This window comes from Gammaproteobacteria bacterium (assembly GCA_016705365.1).
Classification (GTDB): Bacteria; Pseudomonadota; Gammaproteobacteria; order Pseudomonadales; family UBA5518; genus UBA5518.
In genome coordinates this window covers 206,098-223,021 of record JADIYI010000008.1, presented here as the reverse complement: position 1 = coordinate 223,021, position 16,924 = coordinate 206,098, and the positions used below count along the sequence as shown (strand labels likewise).

Annotated in this window: 20 protein-coding genes; 17 read left to right on the top strand and 3 right to left on the bottom strand. The window is 63.5% G+C overall.

Features of this window, described 5'->3' with window-relative positions; genetic code table 11:
• Positions 1-2 precede the first annotated feature (2 nt).
• The 15 genes from IPF49_08490 (at position 3) to ribA (ending at position 11,789) form a co-directional block, all read left to right on the top strand.
• Positions 3-413: a biopolymer transporter ExbD gene (locus IPF49_08490; GenBank protein ID MBK6287648.1), complete on the top strand. Its 411-nt coding sequence runs from the start codon at positions 3-5 to the stop codon at positions 411-413.
• Positions 414-439: 26 nt separating this feature from the next.
• Positions 440-853 carry a biopolymer transporter ExbD gene (locus IPF49_08485; protein ID MBK6287647.1) on the top strand — a complete coding sequence of 138 codons (414 nt, stop codon included), beginning with the start codon at positions 440-442 and terminating at the stop codon, positions 851-853.
• Positions 854-1,037: 184 nt separating this feature from the next.
• The gene (locus IPF49_08480; GenBank protein MBK6287646.1) at positions 1,038-1,481 is read left to right on the top strand and encodes an energy transducer TonB; all 444 of its coding nucleotides are present in this window, start codon (positions 1,038-1,040) and stop codon (positions 1,479-1,481) included.
• Between the two features lie 4 nt (positions 1,482-1,485).
• Positions 1,486-2,724, top strand: coding sequence for a tetratricopeptide repeat protein (locus tag IPF49_08475; protein MBK6287645.1), 1,239 nt, complete (start codon positions 1,486-1,488; stop codon positions 2,722-2,724).
• 21 nt (positions 2,725-2,745) lie between these two features.
• Positions 2,746-3,444 (top strand): DUF3450 domain-containing protein, encoded by a 699-nt coding sequence (locus tag IPF49_08470; GenBank protein ID MBK6287644.1) that lies wholly within the window; start codon positions 2,746-2,748, stop codon positions 3,442-3,444.
• Entirely contained in the window at positions 3,441-4,868 is a 1,428-nt protein-coding gene (locus IPF49_08465; protein ID MBK6287643.1) for a MotA/TolQ/ExbB proton channel family protein, read from the top strand. The genes IPF49_08470 and IPF49_08465 overlap by 4 nt, the downstream gene beginning before the upstream one ends.
• Before the next feature lie 219 nt (positions 4,869-5,087).
• Positions 5,088-5,561 (top strand): transcriptional regulator NrdR, encoded by a 474-nt coding sequence (nrdR, locus tag IPF49_08460; protein MBK6287642.1) that lies wholly within the window; start codon positions 5,088-5,090, stop codon positions 5,559-5,561.
• Positions 5,562-5,564: 3 nt separating this feature from the next.
• On the top strand, positions 5,565-6,704 hold the full coding sequence (ribD, locus tag IPF49_08455) for a bifunctional diaminohydroxyphosphoribosylaminopyrimidine deaminase/5-amino-6-(5-phosphoribosylamino)uracil reductase RibD (protein ID MBK6287641.1): 1,140 nt from the start codon (positions 5,565-5,567) through the stop codon (positions 6,702-6,704).
• Entirely contained in the window at positions 6,685-7,347 is a 663-nt protein-coding gene (locus IPF49_08450; protein ID MBK6287640.1) for a riboflavin synthase, read from the top strand. The genes ribD and IPF49_08450 overlap by 20 nt, the downstream gene beginning before the upstream one ends.
• On the top strand, positions 7,344-8,459 hold the full coding sequence (gene ribB / locus IPF49_08445; GenBank protein ID MBK6287639.1) for a 3,4-dihydroxy-2-butanone-4-phosphate synthase: 1,116 nt from the start codon (positions 7,344-7,346) through the stop codon (positions 8,457-8,459). The genes IPF49_08450 and ribB overlap by 4 nt, the downstream gene beginning before the upstream one ends.
• Positions 8,460-8,541: 82 nt before the next feature.
• The gene (gene ribE / locus IPF49_08440; protein MBK6287638.1) at positions 8,542-9,012 is read left to right on the top strand and encodes a 6,7-dimethyl-8-ribityllumazine synthase; all 471 of its coding nucleotides are present in this window, start codon (positions 8,542-8,544) and stop codon (positions 9,010-9,012) included.
• A gap of 20 nt (positions 9,013-9,032) precedes the next feature.
• The gene (nusB, locus tag IPF49_08435) at positions 9,033-9,494 is read left to right on the top strand and encodes a transcription antitermination factor NusB (GenBank protein ID MBK6287637.1); all 462 of its coding nucleotides are present in this window, start codon (positions 9,033-9,035) and stop codon (positions 9,492-9,494) included.
• A 14-nt stretch (positions 9,495-9,508) separates the two neighbouring features.
• Positions 9,509-10,447, top strand: a complete 939-nt coding sequence (gene thiL / locus IPF49_08430) for a thiamine-phosphate kinase (GenBank protein MBK6287636.1) — start codon at positions 9,509-9,511, stop codon at positions 10,445-10,447.
• A gap of 5 nt (positions 10,448-10,452) precedes the next feature.
• Entirely contained in the window at positions 10,453-11,100 is a 648-nt protein-coding gene (locus IPF49_08425; protein ID MBK6287635.1) for a TIGR02281 family clan AA aspartic protease, read from the top strand.
• Positions 11,101-11,186: 86 nt separating this feature from the next.
• The gene (gene ribA, locus IPF49_08420) at positions 11,187-11,789 is read left to right on the top strand and encodes a GTP cyclohydrolase II (GenBank protein ID MBK6287634.1); all 603 of its coding nucleotides are present in this window, start codon (positions 11,187-11,189) and stop codon (positions 11,787-11,789) included.
• A gap of 5 nt (positions 11,790-11,794) precedes the next feature.
• On the opposite strand, the gene dxs is transcribed toward ribA, so the two are convergent.
• The 3 genes from dxs to IPF49_08405 form a co-directional block, all read right to left on the bottom strand.
• Positions 11,795-13,711: a 1-deoxy-D-xylulose-5-phosphate synthase gene (gene dxs, locus IPF49_08415; GenBank protein MBK6287633.1), complete on the bottom strand. Its 1,917-nt coding sequence runs from the start codon at positions 13,709-13,711 to the stop codon at positions 11,795-11,797.
• Positions 13,712-13,796: 85 nt separating this feature from the next.
• A complete protein-coding gene (locus IPF49_08410; GenBank protein ID MBK6287632.1) occupies positions 13,797-14,696 on the bottom strand; it encodes a polyprenyl synthetase family protein in 900 nt (299 codons plus the stop codon).
• 11 nt (positions 14,697-14,707) lie between these two features.
• Positions 14,708-15,040: an exodeoxyribonuclease VII small subunit gene (locus IPF49_08405; protein MBK6287631.1), complete on the bottom strand. Its 333-nt coding sequence runs from the start codon at positions 15,038-15,040 to the stop codon at positions 14,708-14,710.
• Between the two features lie 142 nt (positions 15,041-15,182).
• Between IPF49_08405 and pomA the strand changes: the two genes are divergently transcribed.
• Both pomA and IPF49_08395 read left to right on the top strand, forming a co-directional pair.
• Entirely contained in the window at positions 15,183-15,938 is a 756-nt protein-coding gene (pomA, locus tag IPF49_08400) for a flagellar motor protein PomA (protein MBK6287630.1), read from the top strand.
• 17 nt (positions 15,939-15,955) lie between these two features.
• Entirely contained in the window at positions 15,956-16,912 is a 957-nt protein-coding gene (locus tag IPF49_08395; GenBank protein ID MBK6287629.1) for a flagellar motor protein MotB, read from the top strand.
• Positions 16,913-16,924 lie beyond the last annotated feature (12 nt).

The following is a 16,924-nucleotide window of genomic DNA, read 5'->3' as shown; positions in this document are numbered from 1 at the left end:
TCATGCGCCTAAAACGCCGCGTAAATGCCGAACACGAATCGTCCCATGGGATCGACCTCGCGCCCATGCTCGATTTTGTCATCAATCTGCTGATTTTCTTCATTATCACCGCGGTGTTCGTGAAAGCGACCGCGGTGGAAGTGAGCCGGCCGACCGGCTTCGAGCAACCGAATGAAGACGATTCGAAAAGCATCCAGATCCAGGTGCTCGACAACGGTGAGGTCTGGGTCGACAACCGTGCCGTCGATGTTCGAGCCATTCGCGCCAACGTAGAACGCATGAGCGCGGTGAATGCGGACAGCGGCGTGCTGATACTGGCCAACGAGATGGCGCCCACCGGGGTCGTGGTGTCGGTGGTGGACCAGGTTCACCTCGGTGGCATCTACAACATCACCTTCACGACCAGCAAATAGATCCGGGAATCGGACAGGGCGGCACCATGCAGGCGAAACGACATTCGGCGGAGAGCGAGGACCACGGCATCGATCTGGCGCCGATGCTCGATTTCACGATCAACCTGTTGATTTTTTTCATTATCACGACCTCGTTCATCAAGGAACCGGGCGTGACGGTATTCCAGCCGGAAGCGGTTACCGCGGAATCGCGCGAATCGGGCAACCTGTTGATCGCCATCCGCGAGAACGGCGATATCTGGATGGACAGGCAGTCGGTGGACATGCGCCAGCTGCGCGCGATGATCGAGCGATTGCATATCGAAAGACCGGACGACAGCGTCGTGATCATGGCTGACAAGGCGTCACGCGCGGGTATGGTCGCCAAGGTGATGGATGAAGTACGCCTGGGCGGTATCAAGGAGATAGCCATCGCTGCAGATACGGGCAGCGACGGTTGAATCGGGGCTCTGGGAGAACGCTGTTTTGTTGATCATAAGGATTCCATTCGCGCTTATCCTGGGCAGCCTGCTCTCGCTCGGCATGTTCTGGGTGCTGTGGGTGCTCATCAGCGCGCCGATCGATGCTGCAGGCATGCGTGAGGCGACCCGCATAGAATTCACGCGCATGCGCAAGGACACTGACGTGGCCAGCAAGCGCGAGGAGAAGGTCGAGCGCGAGCGTCCTCCGCCCGCGCCGGAGGTGCCGAAAATGGCATTCCAGACCGGGAGTGTCGACAGCAACGTGGCGCAACTCAACCCGAATCTCGATGCGCGCGGTGCGATGTCCAAGCTGTCGATGAGCGCGGGCTCCGACCGCGACACGATTCCGCTGGTCCGCATTCCTCCCGACTATCCACAGCGCGCCATCAGCCGCGGCATCACGGGTTGGGTGCAGGTGCAGTTCACCATCACCGGAACCGGCGCAGTCAAGGACGCCATCGTGGTCGATTCGCAACCCAAGCGCATTTTTGACGAGGCCGCGCTGAAGGCGATCATGCGCTGGCGCTACAATCCCAGAGTCGTAGACGGTGTGGCGGTCGAGCGCGTCGGCGTGCAGACCATCATCCGCTTTGATTTGGAGAATTAAGAGCATGTGCAATACCCGGCTCCTGCTCCGCATCATTCCCGCATTCCTGCTCGCCGCGGTACTTGGCGGCTCCCCTGTGCAGGCAGCGGACAAGGACGACAAGCCGCCGCCAAATTCCGGTTCGATCGATGCGGCTACCGGCAAAATCCTTACCGAGGCCATCGAGGCGCTGAACGCCGAGAATTATCCGCTTGCGAAGCAGGCAATTTCCAAGCTCTCGCTCGACAAGCTGAGCCCCTATGAACGCAGTCGAACCGAGCAGATCCTGGCTACCATTGCCTCGGCACAGGATAACTACGACTCCGCGCGCAACCACCTGCAGGCAGCCATAGCCGCCGGTGGCCTGAACGAAAAGGAAATTTCGGACACGCGGTACCAGATCGCGCAGATGTTTCTTGCGCAGGAAAAATGGAAAGAGGGTGCGGCCTCGCTCGAGGACTGGTTCCGTACCGCGCAGAACCCGAACTCCGCCGCTTATTACCTGCTGGCGGTCGCGTACTACCAGCAAAGCGATTACAAGCGTGCGATCACGCCGGCCAAGAAAGCGGTCGAATTGGCCGACAAGCCGCAGGAAAGCTGGATCCAGCTGGTTCTGGCCCTTCATCTTCAGCAGGACCAGTTCCGCGAGGCGATTCCCTATCTCAAGCAGCTGATCGGCATTGCGCCGGACAAAAAGACGTATTGGCAGCAGCTGTCATCGGTTTACGGGCAGCTCGAGGACTACCGCAATTCGCTCGGCGTGCTGCAGGTCGCGTACAACGGCGGCATCATCACCGACGATTCGGACATCCGCCGCCTGGCTGACCTGCAATTGTTCAACGACGCACCGTATCGTTGCGGCCTTACCATCGACGAGGCCGTCAGCAAAAAATTGGTGAAGGTCGATTTCAAGCTCTACGAAAAGCAGGCCAATTGCTGGATCGCCGCGCGCGATTTCGCGAAAGCCATTGGTCCGCTCGGCCGTGCCGCCGAAATGGCCGGCAACGGTGACCTGTACGTGCGTCTCGGCGAAGTCCAGATCCAGCGCAGCGAGTGGGGCGCGGCCGCGGAGGCGCTGCAGCGCGGCGTGCGCAAGGGCGGGCTGAGAGACACGGGGAATGCGCACCTGCTGATGGGTATCGCGCAGTTCAACCAGAAGAACTATGCGGGTGCGAAGGAATCGTTTGGTCGCGCGCGTAATTTCGACAAACATCGCAAGATGGCCGATGGATATCTGCAACTGATCAAAGTGCAGACCGGTTGATGAGAGAGACGGATGCCCACCATGATGCGTGACAGACAGAATTTCAAATTGATGCGCGGTGCCGCGTGTCTTGCGATTGCGGTGCTGCTCGGCGGTGCCTGCTCGCTCGCTGTCGCGCAGGACGCAGGTACGCGTTATGCGCGGCTGGTGGCGGATTCCGAGAGTCTTGCAAACTACAACAAGTTGATCGAGGGCCAGCTCCAGTCCCAGCAGCAGCGGCTCGCGGCCATCGAATCACAGCTTGCCGGACTCGACGTAACGGGCGCCGATATCAACGGGCTGGTCGCGAAAATGTACGATGAACTGGTCAAGTTCTTTGCCACTGACCTGCCGTTCATCGATCCCGTATCGGACCGCCACGAGCGCATGGAACGGTTGCGTGCCCTGATGGAAAGCGAGGAAGCCAGCGTCTCCGAGCGCTACCGTCGCCTGCTCGAAGCCTACCAGATCGAGATCGAATACGGACGCAACATCGAGACCTACAGCTCGAAGCTCGAAGATGGCCGCGATGCCGACTTTGTGCGCGTGGGCAGGGTTGCCCTGTTGTATCGCACCGCGGATGGCATGGAAACCGCCTACTGGGACAAGAACGAGAACAAATGGATCATCGACCTGAGTTACGAATCCGCAGTGCTCGATGCGCTGCGCATCGCCAGGAAGGAAGTCGCACCGGACCTGATCGCGGTGCCGGTGCCTGCGCCGCAGGAGGTACGGTCGTGAAGTGCATACGCAACATCGTACTCGGACTTGCCGCGCTGCTGGTGACACTGCCGGCGGCTCCGAGCCAGGCGGCCGTATCGATGGCGGAACTTGCCCAGAAATCCGCGCAAATGCGCGATCGCGAGGCAAAGATCTGGAAGCAGCGCGAAGCCGAGCAGCGCACGGAACTGCAGAAGCAGGAGCAACTCGCACGTGACGCGCTGGCGCGCCGCAACAAAGCCGAGGCGCGCAGCAAGGCGCTCGATGGCGAATGGTCGCAGAACGAGATCCGTATCACCGATCTGAAGGCGTTACTGCGCCAGCACGAGGGCAATCTTGGCGAACTGTTCGGCGTGACGCGACAGATTGCCGGCGACGCGGCAACGGTGCTGCAGCAGTCGCTGATCACCAAGCAATTCCCGGTGGCGGAAGGAAAGGAGTCGCGTGATGAATTCCTGCGCCGCCTGGCTGGGGCCAAGGCGCTGCCGTCGATCGAGGATCTGGAGCGGATGTGGTTCGAACTGCACCGCGAAATGACCGAGAGCGGCAAGGTCATGCGCTTCACGACCGACGTGGTCCAGCTTGACAAGTCGGTCGCGCCGACGGAAATCGTGCGGGTCGGTCCTTTCACGGCAAGCGCAGCCGGCCAGTTCCTGATCTACACCACCGGGGACAAGAGTCTGAGCGTACTGCCGCGACAACTCGGCCCGCGCCTGCGCAACATCGCAAAAGACCTGCAGAGCGCACCGGAAGGCACGTTCCACAAGGCTGTCGTGGATCCGGCGCGTGGTCCGTTGCTGGTGATGTCGGCAGAGCGTCCGAATATCATCGAGCGGATCCAGCATGGCGAGGTCGTGGGCTATGTGATCGTTGCCGTGGGCGTGCTTGGCGTGTTGCTGGCAATGTTCCAGTACGTGTACCTGATCGTGACCAGGCTCGCGGTAACGAAACAGCTGCGCGATCTGTCCAAGCCCAATCCGAACAATCCGCTCGGACGCGTACTGATTGCATTCCGCGGAGATGGGCTGCGCCCGGAGAATCCCGAAATCGCGGAGTTGCGGCTTTCCGAGGCGGTGCTGCGCGAAACGCCCGCGCTGCAGCGCTTTCAGGCCTTTCTGCGGCTCGCGGTGGCCGCCGGTCCGCTGCTTGGCCTGATCGGAACCGTGATCGGGATGATCATCACCTTTCATGCCATCGTGGCATCGGGATCGAGCGATCCGAAGTTGATGGCGCATGGTATCGGGCAGGCGATGATCGCGACGGTGCTGGGTTTGGGCATCGCGATTCCGTTGCTGTTCATCAACTCGGGAATGACGGCCTTGTCGAACAAGGTGACCCAGGTGCTCGACGAGCAGAGCCAGGCGCTTTTGGCGGATGAATTGATCGACCGCAACCCCTTCCTGACGCGCGAACTCGACAGCGCGCGGCAGAAAGACAAGCAATAGTTTTGATGACGTGGTGTGTTTCCGGCCATTGCGGCCGGGAACACAGAGCCCGCACGCACGCTCCAGAACCGTCGGTACCCGGCGGTTTTTTTTGTTCCGGGGATCGTCTGATTGCTGCGCTTGGGTGCGGCACCCGCAACCGGCGCAGCGACCGCGGCGCGGCCCATCCTCCGCTCCGGATCAGTATACTGTCAGCCATCGATCATCAGGCCGCTTGCCATGCATTGTCCGTTCTGTTCTGCCGCAGACACCAAAGTCATTGATTCGCGACTGGTCGCCGATGGCGATCAGGTGCGCCGTCGGCGCGAGTGTCTCGGTTGTGCGGAGCGGTTCACCACCTACGAAAGCGCCGAATTGTTGCTGCCGCGAGTGATCAAGCAAAGTGGCGTGCGCGAGCCCTTCAACGAAACGAAGATGCGCCAGGGCATCCTGCGTGCTCTCGAGAAACGCCCGGTCAGCATGGAGCGCATCGAGGCGATGCTGAGCCAGATCAAGCATGCGCTGCAGGCGTCCGGCGAGCGCGAAGTGCCTTCCCGGGTGGTGGGGGAGGAGGTGATGAGGCAACTCAAGGCAGTCGATCATGTGGCGTTCGTGCGCTTTGCGTCCGTCTACCGCAGCTTCCAGGATCTGAATGAATTCCGTGCCGAGATCGAGCGTCTCGCGGAAGAAGAGCTCGTTGCGCCGCAAGGCTGACCCATGCGCGGGAGCAGCGAAGACCAGAGGATGATGGCCGAGGCAATCCGCCTCGCGGCATTGGGCCTTTACTCGACCGCCCCCAACCCGCGGGTAGGTTGCGTGATCGCGCGTGATGGCGCGATCATCGCCAGCGGTTATCACCGTCGCGCCGGCGGTGCGCATGCCGAGATCGATGCGCTGGCTGGTGCCGGAAACGGAATCGCCGCAAGCACGGTGTATGTCACGCTGGAGCCCTGCAGTCATCACGGGCGCACGCCGCCGTGCGCGGATGCGCTGGTCGAGGCCGCGGTTGCCAGGGTGGTGGTGGCGAGCGAAGATCCCAACCCGCTGGTTGCGGGTGAGGGCATGCGTCGTTTGCGCGCGGCCGGGATAAGGGTGGAGCAGGGTCTGCTCGAACATCAGGCACGCGCGCTGAACCCGGGCTTTTTCAAGCGCATGCAAACGGGCATGCCGTGGGTGCGCTGCAAGCTGGCAATGAGCCTCGATGGGCGCACCGCGATGGGCTGTGGTGACAGCAAGTGGATCACCGGGGAAGCGGCACGGCAGGATGTGCAGCGCCTCAGGGCACGCAGCTGTGCAGTGCTCAGTGGCATCGACACGGTGCTGCAGGATGATCCGCGCCTCGATGTGCGCATGGATCCGCTCGATGGATTGCCGGTTGGGCGCCAACCGGTGCGGGTGATCGTCGATTCGAAGCTGCGTCTGCCCGCCACCGCGCGCCTGCTTGGTACCACGGGAGAGGTGATTGTCGCGACCGCGACCCGCGATCAGGCGCGCGAGCAGGCGCTCGCTGCGGTCGGTGTTACGGTGGTGTATCTGCCGGGTGCGAACGGACGGGTGGATCTGGCGGCGCTGCTGGCGCATCTGGCGAGCGCGCAGTGTAATGAAATCCTGATCGAGGCGGGCGCCACGCTTGCGGGAGCGGTGCTCGATGCGGGGCTGGTCGATGAACTGGTGATCTACATGGCACCGCTGTTGATGGGCAATGCCGCTCGACCCCTGTTGCAATTGCCGATCGCGACGATGGCGCAGGCGCGTGCGCTCGAGATTCGTGATATTCGCGCGGTCGGTGCCGACTGGCGGATCACGGCAATACCGGGCCAGGAGGCTACGGAACACCATGTTTACAGGCATCATTGAAGCAACCGGCGCGGTACGGCGCCTCGAGCCGCGGGGTGGCGATGTGCGTTTGCATCTCGCCACCGGCAAGCTCGATATGCGCGATGTACGCGCCGGCGACAGCATCGCCACCAGTGGCGTCTGCCTGACCGTGGTCGAGTATGGCAGCGACTGGTTCAGTGCCGATGTATCGCTGGAGACACTGTCGCTCACCACGCTGGGCGCGCTGGGAAGCGGCTCGCGGGTAAATCTCGAAAAGGCCATGGCGGTCGGTGATCGTCTCGGCGGGCATATCGTCAGCGGTCACGTCGATGGGGTCGGCGAGGTGGTGTCGATGCAAGCCGATGCGCGCTCCACCCGCTATCGCTTGCGTGCGCCGGTGACGCTTGCCCGTTACATCGCCCACAAGGGATCGATCACGGTCGACGGCGTGAGCCTCACGGTAAACGATGTCGACGGCGCACTGTTCGATCTGAACATCATTCCGGTGACTCAGGCAGAGACGCTGTTCGGCGAGTACCGGGTCGGCGCTCGGGTCAATCTCGAAGTCGATATCATCGCCCGTTACCTCGAGCGGCTGCTGCTTGGCGAGCGGGCCGCGCAGTCGCAGGGCACCGTACTCAGCCGCGAATTTCTTGCGCAACATGGATTTCCCTCGTCATGACCTTCGATACCGCGCAGCAACTGATCGACAGCTTCCGCCATGGCGCCATGGTGGTGCTGGTCGATGACGATGACGAACAGTTCGGGGGCGCGCTTCTGGCGGCGGCCGAAGACATCAGCGCCGAGAAAATCAATTTCATGGCCCGCCAGGCGCGCGGCCTGATCTGTCTCAGCCTGACCCCGGAGCGTTGCGAGCAATTGCGTCTGCCGTTGATGGTCGGTGAATCCGTGAGCCGCCATGGCAGCCGCTTCACGGTATCGATCGAAGCGGCCGAGGGCATCAGCACCGGTATTTCGGCAGCTGATCGCGCCCACACGGTGCGCACCGCGGTCGCTCGCGGCACGCATGCCCGTGACATCGTGCAACCCGGACACGTGTTTCCGCTGCGTGCGGAATCCGGTGGGGTGTTGAAGCGTGCCGGTCATACCGAGGGAGGCTGCGATATCGCGCGCCTCGCCGGGTTCGCACCCGCCGCGGTGCTCGCCGACGTGCTCGACGAGGACGGCAACCTGGCTACTGGCGCACGGCTGCGTGACTTTGCCGCGCGCCATGATCTGCGCATCGGCACCATTGCGGATCTGATCCAGTTCCGGCTGCTGAACGAGACCACGGTGCACCGCGTGCGGCGGGGCGAAGTACAGACGGCCTACGGAATATTCGAGCTGCATCAGTTCCGCGATGCCGATGACGGACGGGTGCATCTCGCGCTGAGCCATGGCGTGGTGGAACCCGCCACCCCGACCCCGGTCCGGGTGCACGTGGCGGCGGCGTTGCGCGATCTGTTGTGGACGGATGTGCCCGGGCAGAGCCGCAACTGGAATATCGCGCGCTGTCTGGAGCACATCCAGAGCGAGGGACACGGGGTGCTGGTGCTGCTCAACCAGGCCGAGAGCGAGCAACACCTGCTGGCGAGCATTGATGTGGCACTGGGCATGCAAAACGTGCCCGAGCCCGGTGCCGATGCCATCCGCAATGTGCACAGCCTGGTCGGTGTGGGCTCGCAGATCCTGCGCCAGCTCGGTGTGGGTCGGATGCGCCTGATGGGCCCGCCGGCACGTTATAACGCGATTTCCGGTTTCGGACTGGAGGTCGTGGAATACCTGACGTATTGATATCGGGTTCTCCCGGCGATGGCCCGCATGACGGTTTAATGGCAGAATTGGCGCCCTTGCGCAGCTTGAGACGGACGGAACCATGGCGGACTTGACAACCATTGAAGGTGTTCTTGCGGCGGGCGAGGCGCGTTTCGCGCTGGTCGCGAGCCGGTTCAACAGTTTTGTCGTGGAGAGCCTGATAGCGGGTGCGGTGGATACGCTGCGTCGCCACGGGGTCGCAAACGATCGCATCACGCTGGTGCGTGCGCCAGGCGCCTACGAGCTGCCGCTGGTCATTCAGAAGGTCGCCGCCAGTGGCAAATACGATTCGATAATCGCGCTCGGCGCGGTGATCCGCGGCGGCACGCCGCACTTCGAGTATGTCGCGGGCGAGTGCACCAAGGGTATCGCGATGGTGTCGTTGCAGAGCGGGATACCCGTGGCGTTCGGAGTGCTCACTGTCGATACCATCGAGCAGGCCATCGAGCGCTCCGGCACCAAAGCCGGCAACAAGGGTGCCGAGGCCGCGATGTCGGCACTCGAGATGGTCAGTCTGTTGGGCAAGCTGTGAACTCCGCCAAGGACGCATGGATCAGCGATGCCCCCGAGGCCGAGCGTCGGCAGATTTCCGCTGCCCGGCGCAAGGCGCGTCATTACGCGGTGCAGGCTCTCTACCAGTGGGCAGTCTCCGGGACGGCCCTCTCGGCCATCGAACAGCAGTTTCGCGAGGATTTCGATTTTCGTGGCACGGACCTGGAATATTTCCAGTCGCTGTTGCACGGAGTGCCGGCGCAGGTGTCGGATCTCGAGGAGTTGTTCGCGCCCTATCTCGATATTCCACTCGCCAAGCTCGGCCCGGTGGAACGTGCGGTGCTGCGCATCGCGACCTTCGAGCTGAGTGAGCGCATCGACATTCCCTGTCGCGTGGTGCTCAACGAGGCGATCGCATTGACCAAGAAGTTCGGTGCCGCCGAGAGTCATCGCTTCGTCAACGGAGTTCTCGACAAGGTCGCCCGCGAGCTTCGCGAGACGGAAATCAACAGGCCCCGCTGAGCGCGGCCCCGCCCATGGCGCTCACCGAGTTCGGTTTGATCACACGTTATTTCGCGGCGCCGCAGTTCGCCGTGACGCCGGGTTGCGGAGTGGTGCTGGGCATAGGCGACGATGCCGCGATCCTGCGCCCGCCGCCCGATCAGGACCTGGTGGTATCGATCGATACCCTGGTTGCCGGAGTGCACTTCCCGCCCGCCATGGCGCCCGAGCATATCGGGCATCGGGCGCTCGCGGTCAACCTCAGCGACCTCGCGGCAATGGGTGCCAATCCGCTCTGGTTCACACTGGCGCTGACGCTGCCGCAGGCCGACGAAGCCTGGCTGGACGACTTCAGCCGCGGACTGGCGGCGCTGGCGCAGCGTTTCGCCATTGCCCTGGTCGGGGGCGACACCACACGCGGCCCGCTCAGCATCACGGTCCAGGTACATGGCAGCGTGACACGGGGCATGGCGCTGCGCCGCGACGGTGCACGGCCCGGTGATGAGGTCTACGTCAGCGGCGTGCCCGGTTCGGCAGCGCTTGGCCTGCAGCGTGTCCTTGCCGGCCACGGGTCCGAGGATGCACTGGCACGGGTGTTTCTCAACCCGGAGCCGCGTATTGCACTTGGGCTGCGGTTGCGCGGTATTGCCTCGGCGGCGATCGATGTGTCGGACGGCCTGCTCGCCGATGCCGGGCACATTGCCACCCGCAGCGGGGTCCGGATCGTGCTCGCGAGCGAGCGTTTGCCGCTGTGCGCGGTGAGCGAGTCGCAGTCGGCATTGGATCTGTGCCTGGCGGGCGGCGATGACTACGAGCTGTGTTTCACCGCCTCGCCCGTGCAGCGCGGCACGATTGCCGGTATCGCGAGTGCACTCGGGCTGCGCTGTACGCGCATCGGCGCGGTGCTGCAGGGTGAGGGCGTTGAATGCGACGGGCACCGTGCGGCGCGCGGTTACCAGCATTTCGGGGGCTGAAAGAGGTGACACACAGGCGATTGCTGCTGGCGATGATGTTCGTGCCGCTGTGCGCCACGGCAATCGCGCAGGATCTGTACGTTACCGCGAATGCGCTGTTCGAGGGGCGGGCGATGCTCAGTGTCGATGGCACGCCACGCATGCTGCGCGTTGGCGAGACCTCGCCCGAGGGCGTGCGCCTGATGGCGGCGAGCGCGTCCCAGGCGGTAATCGACATTGGCGGGCATCGCCGGACGTTGGCGCCGGGCCGCGATGCAGGTGCCGGTTTTGCGCAGCCGGTGCGCACTGAAGTCCCGGTTTCGCGCAATGCGCGCAACGAGTACCTGGTGGTCGGGACCATCAACTCCCGTCAGCTGAGTCTCCTGGTCGATACCGGTGCCAACGTGATCGCGATGAACAGCACGGATGCGCGGCGACTCGGCATCGATTACCGCCTGCACGGTGAGCCAGGACGGGTGCAGACTGCAAGCGGGGAGGTGGATGCATGGACGCTGGTGCTCGAACGCGTGGAACTCTCCGGCATCGTGGTGCGCAATGTACGGGCCAGCGTGCTGGAAGGTGCCTACCCGACCCGTGCGCTGCTTGGCATGTCGTGGCTCGGTCGTGTCTCGATGCGGGAAGAGAACGGTGTGCTCTATCTGCGCGAGAAATGAGACGCTGACGCACGGAAATTGCGGCTGATCGCCGCGCGACGGTGCAACTGTTAGAATCGCCCACTCCTCGAGCCCCGGAGACTCTCTTGTCAGTCCGTTATGCCGCCTCCTCGCAGCTGCCCACCCCATGGGGGGTGTTTGACATGCATGGTTTCGAGGACATTGAAAACGAGAAAGAGCATGTGGTGTTGACGCTCGGGGACGTGCGTGACGGCGCCCCGGTACTGGCACGCATCCATTCCGAGTGCCTGACCGGAGATGCGCTGTTCAGCATGCGCTGCGATTGCGGCGCGCAACTTCGCACCTCGCTGGAGCGTATTTCACGCGAGGGCCGCGGAGCGCTGTTCTATCTGCGCCAGGAAGGGCGTGGCATTGGTCTGTTGAACAAGATCAAGGCCTACCACCTGCAGGACGCGGGTGCCGATACCGTCGAGGCCAACGAGCAACTCGGCTTTGGCGCCGATGTGCGTGATTACAGTATCTGTCGCGTGATGCTGGCGCGTCTCGGTATCAGCTCGTTGCGGCTGATGACCAATAATCCACGCAAGGTGGCCGCGATCGAGGCGCTGGGGGTAAAAGTGGTGGAGCGCATCGCGATCCGCACCGGGCAGAATCCGCACAACCTGCGTTATCTGGAAACCAAGGCCGGCAAGCTCGGGCACTGGATGGGCGCCGAAGACCCGGGCTGAGCGCCTCAGCAGGCGGCCTGACGTGATCCGGCGCTCAATTGCAGTCGGTCACGAATCGAGTTCTCGATGCCGGCGGCGTCGAGGCCCGCATCGCGCAGCATGTCCTGTGGTTTGCCGTGCTCCAGGAAACGGTCCGGCAGGCCGAGGTGCAGCAGCGGCATCTCGATTCCGCGTTCGCTCAGGAATTCCGCGACCGCGGTACCCGCTCCTCCGGCCACGACGTTTTCTTCCACGGTCACCAGCAAGCGGTGCGACGCGCACAACTCCTCGATCAGGCTCTCGTCGAGCGGCTTCACGAAGCGCATGTCCGCAACACTCGCATCGAGCGAAGCGGCGGCAGCGAGCGCGGGCGCGACCATGGTGCCGAATGCCAGGATCGCCACATCGCATCCCCTGCGGCGCAGTAGGCCCTTGCCGATCGGCACCGCCTCGAGCGATGGGTCGATGCTGACGCCGGTGCCGGTGCCCCGCGGGTAGCGCACCGCGGCCGGTCCGCAGTGGTGGAATCCGGTGCAGAGCAGCTTGCGGGTCTCGTCTTCGTCGGACGGTGCCATCACCAGCATGTTCGGCACGCAGCGCAGAAAGCTCAGATCGAAGCTGCCGGCATGGGTCGGACCGTCCTCGCCGACCAGCCCGGCGCGGTCGATTGCAAAAAGTACATCGAGGTTCTGCAACGCAACATCGTGGATCAGCTGGTCATAGGCACGTTGCAGGAAGGTGGAGTAGATCGCCACCACCGGCTTCATGCCTTCGCAGGCGAGCCCGGCGGCAAGCGTGACCGCATGCTGCTCGGCAATCGCCACATCATGGAAGCGATCCGGGAAGCGGCGCGCGAACTCCACCATCCCGGAGCCTTCGCACATTGCCGGGGTGATGCCGATCAGCCATTGCTCCCGCTCGGCCATGTCACAGAGCCAGTCACCGAATACCTCCTGGTACTTGGGCCGCACCGGTTTTGGCTTGCTGCCGGCGAGGCGCGGTGCCGGCTCGATCTTGTTGATCGCGTGGTAGCCGACCGGGTCGTGTTCCGCGGGTGCGAAGCCTTTGCCTTTCACGGTCATCACATGCAGCAGCTGGGCGCCTTTGAGGTCACGCACGTTGCCCAGCGTCTGCAGCAGCGAGGGCAGGTCATGGCCATCGATCGGGCCGATATAATTGAAGCCCAACTCCTCGAACAGGGTGCCCGGCGCGACCATGCCCTTCATATGCTCTTCGGTCCGCCGTGCAATCTCGAACGCCGGTCCCGGCAGGCGCGACAGAACGCGTTTGCCGCCCTCGCGCACGTTGTTGTAGAGCGGGCTTGCCCAGAGGCGCGCGAAATAAGAGGCGAGCCCACCCTCGTTGCGCGAGATCGACATCTGGTTGTCGTTCAGGATAACCAGCAGGTTCGCGCTGGTGTGCGCGGCATGGTTCAGCGCCTCGAAAGCCATGCCCGCGGTCATTGCGCCGTCGCCGATCACCGCCACTACCTTGCGCTCCTCGTGGCGCAGGCGCGCAGCCAGCGCCATGCCGAGCGCGGCGCTGATACTGGTGCTCGAATGACCAACACCGAAACAGTCGTATTCGCTTTCGCCGCGGTTGTTGAACGCCGCCAGCCCGCCGGCCCGGCGGATACTGAGCATTGCCTCGCGCCGGCCACTGAGAATCTTGTGCGGATAGCTCTGGTGACCGACATCCCAGACCAGCCGGTCATGAGGGGTGTCGAACAGGTAATGAAGCGCGATGGTGAGTTCCACGACGCCCAGGCCGGCGCCGAAATGGCCACCTGTCTGGCCCACCGTGTACAGCAGGTATTCGCGCAACTCATTGGCCAGCCCGGGCAAGCTGGCCTCGTCCATGGCACGCAGGTCCGCCGGCAGCCCGATGCGATCCAGCAGCGGCGTGGCCGGCCGGGTGCGGGGGATCTCCTGAAACAGCTTCATGATGCGATCGGTTGTCCTGCAGGTGGGGCCGGTTGCCAGCGGCTCGAGGGGCGCAATTCTACCTCATGGCGCGGTTGCGCCGTTATCAGCGGTCGCGGCTGACCACAAAGTGCGCCAATTCCCGGAGCGGTGCGGCCCGGGTACCGAGCGGGGCGAGTTCCAGCAGAGCTGCGTCGCGCAGTTCGGTACCCAGGCGCTGGGCTCCGTCTGCCCCCAGCAGCGTGGCGTAGGTTGGCTTGGCCAGGGCGGCATCCGAGCCCGGCTGCTTGCCGAGTGCCGCGGCATCGCCGCACAGATCGAGAATATCGTCCTGGACCTGGAATGCGAGGCCGAGATGGCGCGCGAAGCGATCGAGACGCGCCAGGTTCTCTTCCCCGGCGCCAGCGAGCAAGGCGCCGATGCGTACCGCGGCGCGGATCAGTGCCCCGGTTTTCATGCCATGCATCATCTCGAGGGTCGTGATCTCGATATCGCGCCCAACATGCGCCAGATCGATTGCCTGGCCGCCGACCATGCCGCGGCTGCCGCTGGCGAGCGCCAGCGTCTCGATCAGCTGCAAGCGCACCGTGGCGCCGACTGACGGGGCGTCGCAAAGCAGCTCGAACGCGAGCGTGTGCAGGGCATCGCCGGCAAGGATTGCGCTTGCCTCGCCGAAGGCCTTGTGACAGGTCGGCATGCCGCGACGCAGATCGTCATCGTCCATGGCCGGCAGATCGTCATGGATCAGCGAGTAGGTGTGCAGACATTCGATGGCGCAGGCGGCGCGATCGCAATCCGCGGCATCGGCCCGTGCCCCGCCGAGCGCATCGCTGGCCGCATAGACCAGCACCGGGCGCAGACGCTTGCCGCCCGCCAGCAGGCTGTAGCGCATGGCCTGCGCCAGGTGCGTATCCGCACGGCCGATCATATCGCCCGCGACGAGGGCTTCCAGCGCCAGTTCCGCACGCCTGCGATAGGCCTCCAGGGACGTGGACGAGGGGCTCATCGGCGGCTCTCTCAGCAATTGGGCTCTGTCGCGTCCGGTTGGTCCTCGGTCTCGTCGAATTCCCGGGGTTCGTCCTCGCCCTGCATCAGGATCTGCACGCGTTGCTGAGCCCTGGTCAGTGCCTGCTGGCAGTGCTGCGTCAGGCGAATACCGTTCTCGAACGCCTTGAGAGAATCCTCGAGGCTCATTTCGCCTTCCTCCATACGCTCGACCAGCGCTTCGAGTTCGCTGAGGGATTTCTCGAAATTCGGTGTTTTTCGGGGTGTGGACACGGCGCTTCCAGGCAGACGGCAAACGGAACGCGTGACAGTAGCCTGAGCACCGGAACAAATCAACGCCACCATGAAGCCGCGGCGAATCCTGCCGATAACCACCACTCGGGGGCAGGCGATTGATGCCCAATGACAGCTAGAATGTGCGACTCGAAGGACGTCGGGAGATGTCTGCGCATGCTCACCAAGTCAGCTAGGGGGGGGGATTCCGGCGGTGGATCTGGCAACGATCATCGGTCTCGTGGGGGCGTTTTTCATCGTTTGCGTCGCAATTTTCCTCGGCGGCAGCGTCGCGATGTTCCTCGATCTTCCGTCGGCGCTGATCGTGCTCGGCGGTACGACCTTCGTGGTGATGAGCAAGTTCGGCATGGCGCAGTTCGCGAGCGCCTTCAGAATCGCCGGCAAAGCGTTCCTGTTCCGTATCGACGACGCGAGCGAGACGATCACCCGCATTGTCGAGCTGGCCAATATCGCCCGCAAGGGAGGACTGCTGGCGCTCGAGAGCCAGGAGATTTCCAACGGCTTTCTGGCCGAAGGCGTCAAGCTGCTGATCGATGGGCACGACCCGGATGTGGTCAAGGCCGCGTTGCACAAGGATCGCGGATTGGCCATGGAGCGCCACGAATGGGGGCAGCGCATCTTTCTCGCGCTGGCCGATGTCGGACCCGCCATGGGCATGATCGGCACGCTGATCGGGCTGGTACAGATGCTGGCCAACATGGATGACCCCAAATCCATCGGTCCGGCCATGGCCGTGGCCTTGCTGACCACGCTCTACGGGTCCTTGCTCGCCAACGTGGTGTGCATGCCGATCGCCGACAAGCTCAAGCTGCGCGGCAGCGAAGAAGGGCTGCTGCAGGCGCTGGTCATCGACGGATTGTTGTCCATACAGGCCGGGCAGAACCCGCGCGTGATCCAGGGCTTGCTGGAGCGCTACCTGCCCGAAAGCAAGCGCGTCGCACCGGCCTGACGAGCGAGCAGCGCGCGATGGACGAAGAGGGCGAGAGCAAAAGCTCCAACGAGGGGCCCGGCATTCCCAAGTGGTTGCCGACATTCGCCGACATGATGACCCTGCTGATGTGCTTCTTCGTGCTCCTGCTGACTTTCGCGGAGATGGACGTCAAGCGCTACCAGCAGATTGCCGGCTCGATGTCCTCGGCCTTTGGCGTGCAGCGTGAGGTGAAGGCGGACCAGATTCCGATGGGCACCAGCGTGATTGCCCAGGAATTCTCTCCGGGCCGGCCCCAGCCGACCCCGATCAGCGAGATCTACCAGCAGCGCACCGAGTTGCCGCCCCTCGATGCGGAGGCTGTGGAGAATACGGAGTCCGTGCCGGCCGCGGATCTTACCGAGCAGATGAAGGAAAACATTCAGGCCCTGATTCACCAGACCGAGGATGCTGCCGCGGCCCTTGCCGGGCAGTTGCAGGCCGAGATAAGCAAGGGCGAGGTGGAAATAGAAACCCGCGGACGCACCATCGTGCTGCGTATTCGCGAGCGGGGATCGTTTGGTTCCGGCTCGGCTGAGCTGGTGCCGCAATACCGGACGCTGATGCGCCAGATGCGTGATCTTCTGGCGACCCAGCCTGGTGCGATCCGTATCCAGGGGCACACCGACGATGTGCCGATCGCGACTTCGCGTTTTCGTTCCAACTGGGAGCTCTCGACTGCCCGTGCGGTATCCGTTGCCGAGGAATTGCTCGCCGACAACATCCTTGACCCGCATCGATTCACGGTATCCGGCTACGCCGATACGCGTCCCCTGGCGCCGAACGACAGCGCGACGAATCGCGCTCGCAATCGCCGCGTGGAAATCGTGATCAACCAGGGGTTGGATCAGAAGGTGCGCGAGCAGCTCGATGCGCTGAAGATCGAGGATCCCGCGTATTATGAGTCGCTCGGGATCGATGATCAGAGCGGAATGCGCGCCGAGGAGGTTTTCTGAGATGCAGCGCGA

Excerpts from the sequence above, each read along its gene's own strand:
- IPF49_08490 (MBK6287648.1), top strand. The coding sequence starts at position 3 with ATGCGCCTAAAACGCCGCGTAAATGCCGAACACGAATCGTCCCATGGG.
- IPF49_08485 (MBK6287647.1), top strand. The coding sequence starts at position 440 with ATGCAGGCGAAACGACATTCGGCGGAGAGCGAGGACCACGGCATCGAT.
- IPF49_08475 (MBK6287645.1), top strand. The coding sequence starts at position 1,486 with ATGTGCAATACCCGGCTCCTGCTCCGCATCATTCCCGCATTCCTGCTC.
- IPF49_08470 (MBK6287644.1), top strand. The coding sequence starts at position 2,746 with ATGATGCGTGACAGACAGAATTTCAAATTGATGCGCGGTGCCGCGTGT.
- nrdR (MBK6287642.1), top strand. The coding sequence starts at position 5,088 with ATGCATTGTCCGTTCTGTTCTGCCGCAGACACCAAAGTCATTGATTCG.
- ribD (MBK6287641.1), top strand. The coding sequence starts at position 5,565 with ATGCGCGGGAGCAGCGAAGACCAGAGGATGATGGCCGAGGCAATCCGC.
- IPF49_08450 (MBK6287640.1), top strand. The coding sequence starts at position 6,685 with ATGTTTACAGGCATCATTGAAGCAACCGGCGCGGTACGGCGCCTCGAG.
- ribB (MBK6287639.1), top strand. The coding sequence starts at position 7,344 with ATGACCTTCGATACCGCGCAGCAACTGATCGACAGCTTCCGCCATGGC.
- ribE (MBK6287638.1), top strand. The coding sequence starts at position 8,542 with ATGGCGGACTTGACAACCATTGAAGGTGTTCTTGCGGCGGGCGAGGCG.
- thiL (MBK6287636.1), top strand. The coding sequence starts at position 9,509 with ATGGCGCTCACCGAGTTCGGTTTGATCACACGTTATTTCGCGGCGCCG.
- dxs (MBK6287633.1), bottom strand. The coding sequence starts at position 13,711 with ATGAAGCTGTTTCAGGAGATCCCCCGCACCCGGCCGGCCACGCCGCTG.
- IPF49_08410 (MBK6287632.1), bottom strand. The coding sequence starts at position 14,696 with ATGAGCCCCTCGTCCACGTCCCTGGAGGCCTATCGCAGGCGTGCGGAA.
- IPF49_08405 (MBK6287631.1), bottom strand. The coding sequence starts at position 15,040 with ATGGTGGCGTTGATTTGTTCCGGTGCTCAGGCTACTGTCACGCGTTCC.
- IPF49_08395 (MBK6287629.1), top strand. The coding sequence starts at position 15,956 with ATGGACGAAGAGGGCGAGAGCAAAAGCTCCAACGAGGGGCCCGGCATT.